We start from the raw sequence: 14,808 nt of genomic DNA, 5'->3' as shown, positions 1-14,808 counted from the left end.
CGGTACGCCACACCTACGACAACGTCGCACCCTACCGCAAGCGCTGCGAGGAGGCGGGCGTCCACCCCGACGACCTCAAGTCGCTGGCCGACCTCGCCAGCTTCCCCTTCATGACGAAGACGGACCTGCGCGACAACTATCCCTTCGGCCTCTTCGCCGTGCCGCGCGAGAAGCTCGCCCGGCTGCACGCCTCGAGCGGCACCACCGGCAAGTCGGTGGTGGTCGGCTACACGAAGAACGACCTCGACCACTGGGCCGACGTCGTCGCCCGCTCGCTGCGCGCCGCCGGCGTGCGCGCCGGCGACATGGTGCATAACGCCTACGGCTACGGCATGTTCACCGGCGGTCTCGGCGCCCACTACGGCATCGAACGGGCCGGCTGCATCGCGGTGCCGATGTCGGGCGGCCAGACCGAGAAGCAGGTCCAGCAGATCATGGACTTCAGGCCGGACGCGATCATGGTCACGCCCTCCTATTCCCTGGTGATCGCCGAGGAATTCGAGCGCCACGGCATCAAGCCGGAGGAAATCTCGCTCAAGGTCGGCATCTTCGGCGCCGAGCCCTGGGGCGAGGGCATGCGGGGCGAGATCGAGCGTAAGCTCGGCATCGACGCGGTCGACATCTACGGCCTGACCGAAGTGATGGGTCCCGGCGTGGCCTGCGAGTGCATCGAGACCAAGGACGGCCCGGTGATCTGGGAAGACCACTTCTACCCCGAGATCATCGACCCCGACACCGGTGAGGTGCTGTCCGACGGCGAGGAGGGCGAGCTCGTGTTCACCTCGCTGACCAAGGAGGCCTTCCCGGTCATCCGCTACCGCACCCGCGACCTCACGCGCCTGCTGCCGCCCACCGCACGCGCCTTCCGCCGCATCGGCAAGATCACCGGGCGCTCGGACGACATGCTGATCATCCGCGGGGTGAACGTGTTCCCGACCCAGATCGAGGAGCAGATCCTGCGCGACAAGCGCCTGACCGGGAACTACCAGATCGTGCTCAGCCGTGACGGCCACCTCGACAACGTCGAGGTTCGCTGCGAGGTCCAGCGCGAGCTCTCCGGCAAGCTCAGCCGCAACGACACCGAGGCGATCGCGCGCGAGCTGCAGCACCACATCAAGACCATCATCGGCATCTCGACGCGGGTGAACGTGATGGAGTTCGACACCATTCCGCGCACGCTGACCGGCAAGGCTCGCCGCGTCATCGACGAGCGCCCGAAGCAACTTTGAGGACCGCACGATGACCCAAGCCTTTATCTGCGACGCCGTTCGCACCCCGATCGGCCGCTACGGCGGCACACTCGCCGCGGTGCGCGCCGACGACCTCGGCGCCGTGCCGCTGAAGGCCCTGATGACCCGCAACCCGCAGGTCGACTGGGCCGCGGTGGAAGACATCATCTACGGCTGCGCCAACCAGGCCGGCGAAGACAACCGCAACGTCGCCCGCATGTCGGGTCTGCTCGCCGGCCTTCCGGTCGAGGTCCCCGGTACCACGGTCAACCGCCTGTGCGGATCGGGCATGGACGCCATCGGCCTGGTCGCGCGTTCGATCAAGTCGGGCGAGACCGAGCTGATGATCGCCGGCGGCGTCGAGAGCATGTCGCGCGCGCCCTTCGTGATGGGCAAGGCCGAGTCGGCCTTCTCCCGGCAGGCGGCGATCTTCGACACCACGATCGGCTGGCGCTTCGTCAACCCGTTGATGAAGAAGCTGTACGAGACCCACTCGATGCCGCAGACCGCGGACAACGTCGCCGCCGAGTTCGCCATCTCGCGCGCCGACCAGGACGCCTTCGCGCTGCGCTCGCAGCAGCGCTGGGCGGCGGCACACGCGGCCGGCCGCTTCCGGGACGAGCTGGTGCCGGTGGAGGTCCCGCGCAGGAAAGGCGACCCGATCGTGTTCGATACCGACGAGCATCCGCGCCCCGAGACCACGCCGGAGATGCTGGCCAAGCTCAAGGGCGTGAATGGCGCCGAGCTCAGCGTCACCGCCGGCAACGCCTCCGGCGTCAATGACGGCGCCTGCGCCCTGGTGCTCGCGTCCGAGGCAGCCGCTGCGCGCCACGGTCTCGTCCCGCGGGCGCGTGTGGTCGCCATGGCGACCGCCGGCGTGCCGCCGCGCATCATGGGCTTCGGCCCGGCCCCGGCGGTGCGCAAGGTGCTGGCCAAGGCCGGTCTCACGCTCGAGCAGATGGACGTCATCGAACTCAACGAGGCCTTCGCCGCGCAGGCGCTCGCCGTGCTGCGCGACCTCGGTCTCGCCGACGACGAGGCGCGCGTGAACCCGAACGGCGGCGCGATCGCCATGGGCCACCCGCTGGGCATGAGCGGCGCGCGCCTGGTCACCACTGCGGCCTACGAGCTGCAGCGGCGCAATGGTCGCTATGCGCTATGCACGATGTGCATCGGCGTCGGCCAGGGCATCGCCATGATCATCGAGCGGGTGTGAGCATGACCGGCAGCTACGAAACGCTCGAGATCGAGCGCCGGGGCGCGGTGGCGACGATCTGGATGAACCGGCCGGAGGTCTTCAACGTCTTCAACGAGCAGCTCATCGCCGAAATCGCCGCGGCCTGCGCCGGGCTCGATGCCGACCCGGCGGTGCGCGTGGTCGTGCTGGGTGGCCGCGGCCGCCACTTCTCGGCGGGTGCCGACCTGAACTGGATGAAGCGCGCCGCCAGTTACGGCGAGCAGGAAAACCTCGCCGACGCGCGCGCCTTCGCCGGCATGCTGCGCGCGCTGGCGGGGCTCTCGAAGCCGACGATCGCCCGCGTGCAGGGTGCGGCGCTCGGCGGCGGCACCGGCCTCGCGGCGGCCTGCGACATGGTGGTGGCAGCGGCGGACGCGAGTTTTTCGACCTCGGAAGTGAAGTTCGGGATCATCCCCGCGGTGATCAGCCCGTATGTGCTGCGCGCGATCGGCCCGCGCCATGCGCTGCGCTATTTCCAGACCGCAGAACGATTCGATGCGGCGCAGGCCAAAACGATTGGGCTGGTCAGCGAGGTCGTGGCGGTCGAGGAACTCGACGCCGGCGTGGAGCGCCTGGTTCAGGCGCTGATCGCCGGCGGGCCGCTCGCCCAGCTCGCCGCCAAGCAGCTGATCGCGGCGATCACCGGACGACCGATCGACGAGGCGGTGGGTGAGGAGACCGCGCGGCGCATTGCGCGCCAGCGCGCGACCGCGGAAGCCCGCGAAGGCGTCGCCGCCTTCCTCGAGAAGCGTTCGCCGGCCTGGATGGGCTGAGCGCGCGCAGGAAAAGACCGAACACGGGGCGAGCCACACCACAGCCCCGCATTCCGGCCCGGCACGAACCGGGTCGGCCATTGGAAGGAGAGAGCGTATGTATACCCAGGCAATGGATATTCCGGACGAGTCCGGTAAGAAGCTCGCCGCGGTGCCCCCTGCCCACAGCGAGCAGGAAGCCGCGTTCGAGGCCCGCATCGATGCGGACGGCCGCATCGAGCCGCAGGACTGGATGCCCGAGGCCTACCGCAAGACCCTGGTGCGCCAGATCAGCCAGCACGCCCACAGCGAGATCATCGGCATGCTGCCCGAGGGCAACTGGATCTCGCGCGCGCCCAGCCTCAAGCGCAAGGCGATCCTGATCGCCAAGGTGCAGGACGAGGGCGGCCACGGCCTTTACCTGTATTCGGCGGCCGAGACCCTCGGCACCAGCCGCGACGAGATGCTCGAGGGGCTGCACAGCGGCAAGGCCAAGTACAGCTCGATCTTCAACTACCCGACCCTGAGCTGGGCCGACGTGGGCGTGATCGGCTGGCTGGTCGACGGCGCCGCGATCATGAACCAGGTCCCGCTCTGCCGCTGCTCCTACGGCCCCTATTCGCGCGCGATGATCCGCGTTTGCAAGGAGGAGTCCTTCCACCAGCGCCAGGGCTACGAGGCCCTGCTGGTGATGATGAAGGGCACCGAGGAACAGAAGGCGATGGTGCAGGACGCGGTCAACCGCTGGTGGTGGAAGTGCCTCGCGATGTTCGGGCCGCCCGACGCCGACAGCCCGCACAGCGCGCAGGGCATGCGCTGGGGCATCAAGCGCGTCAGCAACGACGAGCTGCGGCAGAAGTTCATCGACGCCACCGTGGTCCAGGCCAGGGTGCTCGGCGTGACCCTGCCCGATCCCGACCTGAAGTGGAACGAGGCGCGCGGCCACCACGACTACGGCCAGATCGACTGGCAGGAGTTCTGGAACACCGTCGAGGGCAACGGGCCCTGCAACAAGGAGCGCCTGTCCACCCGGGTCAAGGCACACGAGGACGGCCAGTGGGTCCGCGACGCGGCCCAGGCCTATGCAAGCAAGCAGAAAGAACGCGCAAGCAAGGAGGCAGCATGAACACCCCGGCACTCAAGGATTGGCCCCTGTGGGAAGTCTTCGTTCGCAGCAAGCAGGGCCTGGAGCACAAGCACTGCGGCAGCCTGCACGCCGCCGATGCGGCCCAGGCGCTGCACATGGCGCGTGACGTGTACACCCGCCGCCAGGAAGGCGTGAGCATCTGGGTCGTGCCCTCGTCGCAGATCACCGCGAGCAACCCCGACGACAAGGGCGAGCTGTTCGATCCGGCGAGCGACAAGATCTATCGCCACCCGACCTTCTACGAGATTCCCGACGAAGTGGGGCACATGTGATGAGCAAGGCACCTGTCGACTACCTGCTGCAACTGGCGGACAACGCGGTCGTGCTCGGCCAGCGCAATGCCGAGTGGTGCGGCCACGGCCCGATCCTGGAAGAGGACATCGCGCTCGCCAATGTCAGCCTCGATCTGATCGGGCAGGCCCGCCTGCTGTACCAGCTGGCGGCGGCCCGCATCGGCGGCGACGCCACCGAGGACAAGCTCGCCTACTTCCGAGACCCGGCCGAATTCCGCAACTACACGCTGGTGGAGCTGCCCAACCACGGTGCGCTGGTTGGTTACGCCGCCGCCGACATGGACTACGCCACCACCATCGTGCGCAACTTCCTGTACAGCGCGCTGATGGCGCTGCAGTGGGAAGCGCTGGCGAACTCCGCCGACGAGGAGCTCGCCGCGATCGCCGCGAAGTCGCTGAAGGAGACGCGCTATCACCTGCACCATGCCGCCGACTGGGTGGTGCGTTTCGGCGACGGCACCGAGGAGTCGCACCGCCGTGCCCAGGCCGCGCTCGACCACCTGTACCGCTACACCGAGGAGTTCTGGACGCCGAGCGCGACCGAGGACGCCGCGGTGGCCGCCGGCGTCGCGGTCGATGTCCGCTCGCTGCGGGCGGGCTGGGATGCGCTGCTTGCGGAGACCCTGGCGGACGCCACCCTGGTGCGTCCGGAGGTCCGCGGCTATGTGCCCGAGGGCAAGCACGGCCTGCATTCCGAGCACCTGAGCTACCTGCTCGGCGAGATGCAGAGCCTGGCCCGCGCCCATCCGGGCGCGACCTGGTAAGGGGCGGGGCGATGAGCAGCGTCGAGGACAAGGTCTGGGCGGCGCTCGAGCACCTCACCGATCCCGAAATCCCGGTGGTGACCCTGCGCGAGCTCGGCATCCTCCGGGATGTGCGCGAAACCGCGGATGGGCTGGAGGTGGTCATCACGCCCACCTACAGCGGCTGTCCGGCGATGGGGCAGATCGAGGACGACATCCGCGCCAGCCTCGAAGAGGCCGGCATCCCGGCGCGGGTGGTGACCCAACTTGCGCCGGCATGGACCACCGACTGGATGAGCGAGGAGGCCAAGGAAAAGCTTCGCGCCTACGGGATCGCGCCGCCGCACACCACCCCCAAGGACGTGAGCGTGGTGAACTTCGTACGCCGCGCGCCGAAGAGCGAGCCCGTCGTCTGTCCCCAATGCGGCTCGACCAACACCGTGGTCTCGTCCCAGTTCGGCTCCACTGCCTGCAAGGCGCTGTACAAGTGCCTCGACTGCCAGGAGCCCTTCGACTACTTCAAACCTTATTAGGTCGGAGCACATCTTTATGTCCGTACCCCGTTTCCAAGCCCTCTCCGTCAAGCGGGTCAGCCCCGAAGCCGCCGGCGCGGTGGCGATCACCTTCGACATTCCCGAATCCGAGCGCGAGCGCTTCGCCTTCGAGCCGGGCCAGTTCCTCACCGTGCGCGCGACCATCGACGGCCAGGACGTCCGCCGCAACTATTCGATCAGCAGCCCGCGCAGCCGCCTGTCGCGCGCCGGCGAGCTGGAGATCGGCATCCGTCCGGTGGAAGGCGGCGTGTTCTCGAACTGGGCTGCGCACGCGCTGAAGGCGGGCGACACGCTCCAGGTCATGCCGCCCGACGGTCGCTTCGTGGTCCGCAAGAAGCGCGCGCTGCACCGCGTCGGCTTCGCCGCCGGCTCGGGCATCACGCCGATCCTGTCGATCGCCGCGAGCACGCTGGAAGAGCAGCCGGACTCGAAGTTCACCCTGGTGTTCGGCAATCGGCGGATGTCCACGGTGATGTTCAACGAGGCCCTGCAGGACCTCAAGGACCGCTACCGCGACCGCCTCACGCTGATCCACATCCTGTCGCGCCAGGCGCAGGAGGTGGACCTGCTGCAGGGGCGCATCGACGGCACCAAGGTGCGTCAGGTCATCGACGCCCTGCTGCCGGTCGGCAGCATGGACGAGGTGTTCATCTGCGGCCCCGACGAGATGATCTCGGCGACCGAGGCCGCGCTGGTCGAGGCCGGCGTGCCCGCCGATCGCATCCGCACCGAGCGCTTCACCGTCGGCCTGCCCGCCGGTGCGCATCCGGTCGGCGTCGCCACCGTCGACGAGACCAAGGCCGATGCCGCCAAGGACATCACGATGACGCTGATCCTCGACGGCAAGGAGCACGAGATCCCGCTCGGTGCCGATGAGCACGTGCTCGACGCTGCGCTCAACGCCGGCCTCGACCTGCCGTTCTCGTGCAAGGCGGGAGTGTGCTGCACCTGCCGCGCCAAGGTGCTCGACGGCGAGGTCGTGATGGACAAGAACTTCACCCTCGAGGCCGACGAGATGGCGCAGGGCTTCGTGCTCAGCTGTCAGGCGCGCGCCACCACCCGGCAGTTGCGGGTGAGCTTCGACGAGCGCTGAGTGCGCGCGGGAGGGAAAGCTCCGCTGTCGAGTTTCTTGCGGCCGACTCGTCGGCCGTTTTTTTTGGTGCGCCCGGCAGGGCGCACTCACTTGGAGGTGAAAGTCCTCTACTCGCCCGGCAAGGGGAAGAGTTAGCTGAACGGCAAGGGTGTCGCGGGTAACTGCGAATCTGGAGGAAGCCGAAGGCGAAGCGCTGGCCTGACGAACAGGAAGCGGATAGGAGGCGTTGCAGCGGGGTGAGGCGGCCAATATCGTCCAAGCCCGAAACTTGCACGGAACGCTGTGGCGTATATCCGACAGGTATAAGCGTGAAGGTGGGTGCGTCATAGCCGGGGAGATCCTCACGGGTGCCATGGTGCTACTGACGTCGTGAGGCGTCGGGATGCGCGTGAGGAAGTCAGCCGAGGCCATAGTAGCTGCCGGGATGGAGCGAAGGGCCGAACCTGGAAGAACGCGAGTAGGCGAACGTTTCTCGATGAAGCCGATGAAGACAGAAGCCCATCGGCCAGATGGGGCGCAGGCAGCGGAGCCCGGACGGTATCCGGAGGGGGCTGAGCTGCGTGTCGAGGTGGAGTCGACGGACGTTGAGCGGACGAAAGCGGCGTTGGGGCGTGATAGCGGGCTGATGGAAGCCGTGTGTGAGCGCGGCAACCTTTGGCTCGCGTACGAACGGGTGACCCGCAACAAAGGTGCGGCCGGTGTCGATGGCATCGGGGTATCGGAGTTCAAGGGTCATCTGCAGCAACACTGGCTGACGATCAAGGCCAAGCTGCTGGCGGGGACGTACATCCCGCAAGCGGTGCGCCGGGTGGATATCCCGAAGCCGCAAGGCGGGGTAAGGACGCTCGGCATTCCGACGCTGACGGATCGACTGATCCAGCAAGCGTTGCATCAGGTGCTCTCACCGATCTTCGAGGCGGCGTTCTCCGAGTCGAGCTACGGCTTCCGACCGGGGAGGAACGCCCATCAGGCGGTCAAGGCGGCAAAGCAGTATGTTGCCGAAGGCCGGCGCGTCGTGGTGGACATGGATCTGGAGAAGTTCTTCGATCGGGTCAATCACGACCTTCTGATGGCGAAGTTGGCGAAGAAGGTGGGCGATGGGCGGGGACTGAAACTGATCCGACGGTATCTGGAAGCGGGGATGATGGCAGAGGGGGTGATCAGCCCGAGGACGCAGGGGACACCGCAAGGTGGCCCGCTCAGTCCGCTGCTGTCGAACATCCTGCTGACGGAATTGGATCGGGAACTGGAGCGCCGAGGGCATGCGTTCTGTCGCTACGCGGACGACTGCAACATCTACGTCCGAAGCCAGGCGGCAGGTGAGCGTGTGCTGGCCGGTATCAGCCAGTTCCTATCCGAGCGGCTCAAGCTCACGGTCAATGCGGCCAAGAGTGCGGTCGCCCGACCGTGGGAGAGGAAGTTTCTGGGCTACAGCCTGACCTGGCACAAGGCCCCGAAGCTGCGGATTGCGCCCGCCAGCCTGAAACGGCTCGAGGACAAGATTCGCGAGGTGCTCAAAAGTGCGAGGGGGCGCAGCGTCCGACGTACGATCGAAGAACTCAATCCGGTGCTCCGGGGCTGGGCAGCGTACTTCAAGCTGACCGAAACCAAGCGGGCATTGGAGGCGCTCGACGGCTGGCTCAGGCGCAAGCTGCGCTGCATCCTGTGGCGGCAGTGGAAGCGCCCGTATACTCGCGCCAGGAACCTGATGAAGGCGGGACTGAAGGAGGCGCGGGCGTTTCGCTCAGCGTTCAACCAGCGCGGGCCGTGGTGGAACAGTGGCGCCAGCCACATGAACGCGGCCTTCCCGAAGTCCTTCTTTGATCGTCTGGGGCTGGTGTCGCTGCTCGATACGACGCGACGACTCCAGTGTCTTTCATGAACCGCCGTATGCGGAACCGCACGTACGGTGGTGTGAGAGGGCGACGGGGGTGACCCCGTCCCCTACTCGATCCCATCGCAGCGGGCAACTCCGGCTGCAAGCTCATGATGCAGATCAACGCTTCGTACGCGAGCCTCTGCTAAAGCTGCGCAACCCCATCCCTGTCGCCGACTGTCACGGACCGCCGCCATGCTGACGTCCCACCACCTCAGTTCCCTTTTCGAACCCGATTCGGTCGCCGTCGTCGGCGCGTCGGAGCAGCCGCACTCGGCCGGCCGGGTGATCTTCAAGAACCTGCTCGACGCGGGATTCCACGGCCATCTCTACGCGGTGAACCCGAAGCACGAAACGGTGCTCGGCCAGACCTGCCACCACGCGCTCGAAGACATCGGTCGCCCGGTCGATACGGCGGTGATCGCCGCGCCCGCGCGGACGCTGAACGCGATCATCCAGCAGTGCGGGCGCAGCGGCGTGCGCAACGCGGTGATCGTCACCTCGGTCGGCGAGGGGGGCGGCCAGCTCGAGCGCAGGATCCTCGAGACCGCGCGCCATGCCGGGGTGCGCCTGCTCGGCCCGGGCAGCCTCGGCATCGTGCGTCCCGACCGCGGGCTGAACGCGGCGCTGACCAAGATCGCGGTGGGCGGCGGCGACCTCGCGCTGGTGTCCCAGTCCGGGGCGATGTGTTCGGTGGTGCTCGACTGGGCGGAGGCGAATCACGTCGGCTTCTCCGCGGTGGTCTCGCTCAGCTCGACGATCGACGTCGATTTCGGCGAGGTCCTCGACTACCTCGCCCACGACGACCGCACCCGCTACATCCTGCTGTACGTGGACCACATCCGCAACGCGCGCCATTTCATGAGCGCGCTGCGTTCGGCCGCGCGCGTCAAGCCGCTCATCCTGCTCAAGGCCGGACGCCACGACCGCGGGAGCGAGGTCGCGGGCAGCGCCTCCCTTTCCGACGTGGTGTTCGATGCCGCGATGCGGCGCGCCGGCGTGGTGCGCGTGCAGAACATCGGCCAGCTGTTCTTCGCCGCGAAGGCGCTGGCCTCGGGATTCCGGCCTCGGGTCGACCGGGTGGCGATCGTCACCAACGGCGGCGGCCCGGGGACGATGGCGGCGGATCGGGCGCTCGACCTCGGGACCCCGCTGGTCGAGCTGTCGGCGGAGACGGTCGCCGCGCTCGACCGCCTCAGCGGGGCGACGCGCCGCTGCAGCAATCCGCTCGACCTCGGCGGCGAGGCGGACGCGGAGCGCTACCGCGAGGCGATCCGGATCCTGGCGAAGGATCCTGCGGTGGACAACCTGCTGGTGATCCTCTCGCCGCATGCGATGACCGATCCGGTCGACGTCGCGCGCGCGGTGATCGAGCTCGCCGCCGAGACGCGAGGCCTCACCCTGTGCTGCTGCTGGATGGGCGGCGGGCAGGTCGCCGAGGCGCGCAAGCTGCTCGAGCAGGCGGAGGTGCCGGTGTTCCGCACGCCGGAGACCGCGGTCGAGCTGCTGCACAACATCTCCGGCTTCTACCGCGGGCAGGCGCTGCTGCTGCAGACCGCGGGCCAGACGGGCAGCGCGGGGCAAGCGGGCTCGGGCGGCGCGCGGATGCTCGTCGAGACCCTGCTCGGCCAGCGTCGCTCGGCGCTCTCCGCGATGGAGTCGAAGGCGCTGCTGCGCAGCTTCGGCATGCCGGTCACGCAGACGATGGTCGCCCGCGACGCCACCGAGGCCATGTTCGTCGCCGAGCAGGTGGGTTTCCCGGTGGTGATGAAGATCGATTCGCCCGACCTCGTCCATAAGGCCGCGGCCGGCGGGATTCGGCTCAACCTCGTGGGTACCGAGGCGGTGTGGAACGCCTTCCACGACATCGTCGGGACGGTGCGCGCGCGCTACCCGGAGGCACAGATCAACGGCGTCTCGATCGAGTCCTACCTGCATCGACCGAACGGCCGCGAGCTCAGGATCCGGGTGTTCCGCGACGCCGTGTTCGGTCCGGTCATCTCGCTCGGGGCGGGGGGGCTCACTTCGGACCACTTCAGCAACCAGGCCTTCGCCCTGCCGCCGCTGAACAAGGTGCTCGCGCGCGACCTGATCGATTCCGCACCGGTCGCCAGACTGCTGGATCGCTATCACGACCTGCCTGCGGCCGATCGCGGCGCGCTCGAGGCGGCGATCGTGTCGGTCTCGGACCTCGCCAGCGAACTGCCCTGGGTGCGCGAGCTGGAGGTCGACCCGCTGATCGTCGACGAGGCCGGCGCGATCGTGGTGGATGCACGCGTCGTGATCGACCAGGGCCCGCCCGCCGGCGGCGACCGCTACGCCCACATGGCGATCCATCCCTATCCGGCGAACCTGATCCACGAGTTCAAGCTCGCCGATGGCCGCCGTGTGCGCATACGGCCGGTGCGGCCGGAGGACGCCGCGCCGGTGCAGGCCTTCTTCGACGGCCTGAGCCGCGAGGCGCGCTACTACCGGTTCATGGAAGAGATCGACGAACTCTCGCCCACGATGGTCGCCCGCTTCACCCAGATCGACTACGACCGGGAGATGGCGCTGCTCGCCATCATCGCTGAGGGCGGTATCGACAAAGTGATCGGTAGCGCACGCTATGCGCTCGCGCCGGACGGCGAGTCGGTGGAGTTCGCGCTCGCGGTCGCCGACGAGTGGCAGCGCTACGGGATCGGGCGCAGGCTGATGGGTGCGCTGATCGACTGCGCGCGCGGCAAGGGCTGGCGCTCGATGGAGGGCGATGTGCTCGCGAGCAACGCCAAGATGCTGCGGATGATGCAGGCGCTCGCCTTCAAGATCCTGCCCCATCCGGAGCAGAGCACGCTCAAGCACGTGGTGAAGCGCCTGCGCGGCTGAGCCTCGGCACACTGCGGCAGATGGCCGTTTTGTCACGAAACTGTCACACGCTGCTGGAACAATTCAACGTTACTAAAAACGTTAATTCATCCAGGAGTGGGCATGAGAGTTGGCATCAATGGCATGGGTCGCATCGGCCGCCTGGCGCTGCGCGCCGCCTTCGGCGCCGCCGAGCGCCCGTCTGACGACCCGCGCGCGGGCAACCGCCTGGAGGTGGTGCACCTCAACGAGCTCAAGGGTGGCGCTGCGGCCACCGCCCACCTGCTCGCCTTCGACACCGTGCAGGGCAAGTGGCGCGCGGACATCGCCGCCGAGGGCGAGGACGCGATCCGCATCGACGATCGCAGGCTCTCCTTCTCCTCGCAGGCGAGTGCGGCGGAGGTCCCCTGGGGCGAGCTCGGGGTGGACGTGGTGCTCGAGTGCACCGGCAAGTTCCTAACCCCGGAGACGCTGCAGGGACACCTCGATCGCGGTGCGAAGCGCGTGATCGTGGCCGCGCCCGTCAAGACCGGCGGCGTGCTCAACATCGTGGTCGGCATCAACCACACGCTCTACGACCCGGCGCGCGACCGCATCGTCAGCGCCGCCTCGTGCACCACCAACTGCCTAGCGCCGGTGGTCAAGGTGGTGCACGAGAACCTCGGCATCCGCCACGGCCAGATCACCACGATCCACGACCCCACCAATACCAACCTGGTGGTCGATGCGCCGCACAAGGACCTGCGCCGCGCGCGCAGCGCGATGATGAGCCTCGCACCGACCACCACCGGCAGCGCCACCGCGATCGCGCTGATCTACCCGGAGCTCAAGGGCAAGCTCAACGGCCACGCGGTACGTGCGCCGGTGCTCAATGCCTCGCTTACCGACTGCGTGTTCGAGCTGCAGCGCGAGACCACGGCGGAGGAGGTGAACGCGCTGTTCAAGGCCGCGGCGGACGGCCCGCTCGCCGGCATCCTCGGCTACGAGATGCGGCCGCTGGTCAGCGCCGACTACGCACGCGACACTCGCAGCTCGATCGTCGACGCGCTGTCGACGATGGTCACCGACCGCACCCTGCTGAAGGTCTACGCCTGGTACGACAACGAGATGGGCTACGCCTGCCGCATGGTCGACCTCGCCTGCCACATGAACGAGGCCGGCATTTGAGCATGACTGAGCCTCCACGCTCACTGCGTTCGCTGCCCCCCGAGGGGGCGGGGTCGTCCTTGGGGCGGCCCGGCGGAGGCCCACAGCACGCCGCGCGCAACTACGCGATCGTCACCGCCGCCTACTGGGGTTTCACCCTTACCGACGGCGCGCTGCGCATGCTGGTGCTGCTGCACTTCTACCGCCTCGGCTACTCGCCGTTCACGCTCGCCTTCCTGTTCCTGCTGTACGAGGCGGCCGGCGTGCTCGCCAACCTGATCGGCGGCTGGCTGGCGACCCGCTTCGGCATCGCCCGCATGCTGACGGCGGGGCTGGCGACCCAGATCGTCGGCTTCACCCTGCTGTCATTGCTCGATCCCGGGTGGACCGCGGCGATGTCGGTGGCGTGGGTGGTGGTCGCCCAGGGCGTGTGCGGCGTGGCCAAGGACCTCACCAAGACCGCGAGCAAGTCGGCGATCAAGATCACCCAGGCGGAGGCCAGGCAGGCGGGCGAGGGCCAGCTCTTCAAGTGGGTGGCGTGGTTCACCGGCAGCAAGAACGCGATGAAGGGCATCGGCTTCTTCCTTGGCGGGCTGCTGCTCGAGACGCTCGGCTTCCGCGGCGCGCTGTGGGCGATGGCGGCGCTGCTCGCGCTGGTGCTGGTCGGCGTGGTGGTGTCGCTGCCGCCGATGATGGGGCGGAGCAAGGCCTCGAGGTCGGCGAAGGAGCTCTTCGCCAAGAACGCCGGCATCAACGCGCTGGCAGCGGCGCGGGTGGTGCTGTTCGGCGCGCGCGACGTGTGGTTCGTGGTCGGCGTGCCGGTCTTCCTGTATTCGATGGGCTGGACCTTCACCATGGTCGGCGGCTTCCTCGCCGCGTGGACGATCGGCTACGGCCTGGTGCAGGCGCTGGCGCCGCAGATCGTGCGGCGCAGCGCCGACGGCCTGAGCCGCGAGGTGCCCGCCGCCCGGCTGTGGTCGCTGCTGCTGGCGCTGGTGCCGGCCGCGCTCGCGGTGCTGGTGGCGCTCGAGGTGGCGCAGCTCGAGTGGGTGGTGGTGGCCGGTCTCGCGCTGTTCGGCTTCGCCTTCGCGGTGAACTCCTCGGTGCACTCCTACCTGGTGCTCGCCTACGCCGGCTCGGAGAAGGCGGCCGAGGACGTCGGTTTCTATTACGCGGCCAATGCGCTCGGGCGCTTCATCGGCACCCTGCTGTCGGGCCTGCTCTACCAGTGGGGCGGGCTGCTGTATGCGCTCGTCGGATCCGCCCTGATGCTCGCCGCCTGCTGGCTGATCACCCTCGCGCTGCCCGCGACCCGCGCGCAGGCGAGCCTGACCCCGACCGGGCGCGGGCCAGGCTGAGCGCCCCGCCCTCAACCCGTTTCCTCATGCAAGGAGTCCGCTGTGGCTGAAAAGATCTACAACGTGTTGTTCCTGTGCTCGGCCAATTCGGCGCGCAGCATCATCGCCGAGGTCGTGCTCAACCAGCTCGGCAAGGGTCGCTTCAAGGCCTGGAGCGCCGGCAGCCATCCGAGCGGCGAGGTGCATCCGATGACCCTCGAAGTGCTGCAGGCCCGGGGCTTCGACACCTCCGAGCTGCGCAGCAAGCGCTGGGATGAGTTCGCGCGGCCGGATGCGCCGGTGATGGATTTCGTGTTCACCGTCTGCGATCAGGCCGCCGGCGAGGTCTGCCCGGTCTGGCCCGGCCAGCCACTCACCGCGCACTGGGGATTCACCGATCCGGTGAAGGTCGAGGGCGATCGCGACCGCAAGCTGCACGCCTTCAGCCTGACGCAGAACCAGATCGTCAACCGGCTGCGCCTGTTCCTGAGTCTGCCGCTCGTCAAGCTCGACCGCCTCGCGATCAAGCAGGAGATCGACCGCATCGGCCAGTCCGA

The 14,808-nt window shown here is 68.2% G+C and carries 13 protein-coding genes; all 13 read left to right on the top strand.

Going from position 1 to position 14,808, the window contains the following annotated elements:
- Positions 1-1,229: phenylacetate--CoA ligase PaaK (gene paaK, locus BB334_RS03130; RefSeq protein WP_068804458.1), on the top strand; the 1,229-nt coding region annotated here is incomplete at its 5' end.
- A 10-nt stretch (positions 1,230-1,239) separates the two neighbouring features.
- Positions 1,240-2,445 carry a 3-oxoadipyl-CoA thiolase gene (gene pcaF, locus BB334_RS03125; protein ID WP_068804198.1) on the top strand — a complete coding sequence of 402 codons (1,206 nt, stop codon included), beginning with the start codon at positions 1,240-1,242 and terminating at the stop codon, positions 2,443-2,445.
- A 2-nt stretch (positions 2,446-2,447) separates the two neighbouring features.
- On the top strand, positions 2,448-3,239 hold the full coding sequence (locus BB334_RS03120) for an enoyl-CoA hydratase/isomerase family protein (RefSeq protein ID WP_068804196.1): 792 nt from the start codon (positions 2,448-2,450) through the stop codon (positions 3,237-3,239).
- Positions 3,240-3,336: 97 nt separating this feature from the next.
- On the top strand, positions 3,337-4,344 hold the full coding sequence (gene paaA / locus BB334_RS03115) for a 1,2-phenylacetyl-CoA epoxidase subunit PaaA (RefSeq protein ID WP_068804194.1): 1,008 nt from the start codon (positions 3,337-3,339) through the stop codon (positions 4,342-4,344).
- Entirely contained in the window at positions 4,341-4,637 is a 297-nt protein-coding gene (gene paaB, locus BB334_RS03110) for a 1,2-phenylacetyl-CoA epoxidase subunit PaaB (protein ID WP_068804193.1), read from the top strand. Before paaA ends, paaB begins: the two co-directional genes overlap by 4 nt.
- Positions 4,637-5,422 (top strand): 1,2-phenylacetyl-CoA epoxidase subunit PaaC, encoded by a 786-nt coding sequence (paaC, locus tag BB334_RS03105; protein ID WP_068804191.1) that lies wholly within the window; start codon positions 4,637-4,639, stop codon positions 5,420-5,422. Before paaB ends, paaC begins: the two co-directional genes overlap by 1 nt.
- Before the next feature lie 11 nt (positions 5,423-5,433).
- Entirely contained in the window at positions 5,434-5,934 is a 501-nt protein-coding gene (gene paaD / locus BB334_RS03100) for a 1,2-phenylacetyl-CoA epoxidase subunit PaaD (protein WP_068804189.1), read from the top strand.
- Between the two features lie 16 nt (positions 5,935-5,950).
- On the top strand, positions 5,951-7,048 hold the full coding sequence (locus BB334_RS03095) for a 2Fe-2S iron-sulfur cluster-binding protein (RefSeq protein ID WP_068804188.1): 1,098 nt from the start codon (positions 5,951-5,953) through the stop codon (positions 7,046-7,048).
- A gap of 475 nt (positions 7,049-7,523) precedes the next feature.
- Positions 7,524-8,930, top strand: a complete 1,407-nt coding sequence (gene ltrA, locus BB334_RS03090) for a group II intron reverse transcriptase/maturase (protein WP_068804186.1) — start codon at positions 7,524-7,526, stop codon at positions 8,928-8,930.
- A 189-nt stretch (positions 8,931-9,119) separates the two neighbouring features.
- Complete coding sequence (locus tag BB334_RS03085; RefSeq protein ID WP_068804184.1) at positions 9,120-11,789, top strand: bifunctional acetate--CoA ligase family protein/GNAT family N-acetyltransferase; 2,670 nt, start codon at positions 9,120-9,122, stop codon at positions 11,787-11,789.
- Positions 11,790-11,891: 102 nt separating this feature from the next.
- Positions 11,892-12,935, top strand: coding sequence for an ArsJ-associated glyceraldehyde-3-phosphate dehydrogenase (locus BB334_RS03080; RefSeq protein ID WP_068804182.1), 1,044 nt, complete (start codon positions 11,892-11,894; stop codon positions 12,933-12,935).
- A 2-nt stretch (positions 12,936-12,937) separates the two neighbouring features.
- Positions 12,938-14,272: an organoarsenical effux MFS transporter ArsJ gene (gene arsJ, locus BB334_RS03075; RefSeq protein ID WP_068804180.1), complete on the top strand. Its 1,335-nt coding sequence runs from the start codon at positions 12,938-12,940 to the stop codon at positions 14,270-14,272.
- 42 nt (positions 14,273-14,314) lie between these two features.
- Positions 14,315-14,808: arsenate reductase ArsC (locus BB334_RS03070; RefSeq protein WP_108722486.1), on the top strand; the 494-nt coding region annotated here is incomplete at its 3' end.

The sequence above is a fragment of the Thauera phenolivorans genome, from assembly GCF_001696715.1.
GTDB lineage: Bacteria > Pseudomonadota > Gammaproteobacteria > Burkholderiales > Rhodocyclaceae > Thauera > Thauera phenolivorans.
Note: the sequence above shows the minus strand (reverse complement) of the source record. Positions and strands in the feature narration are given on the sequence as shown.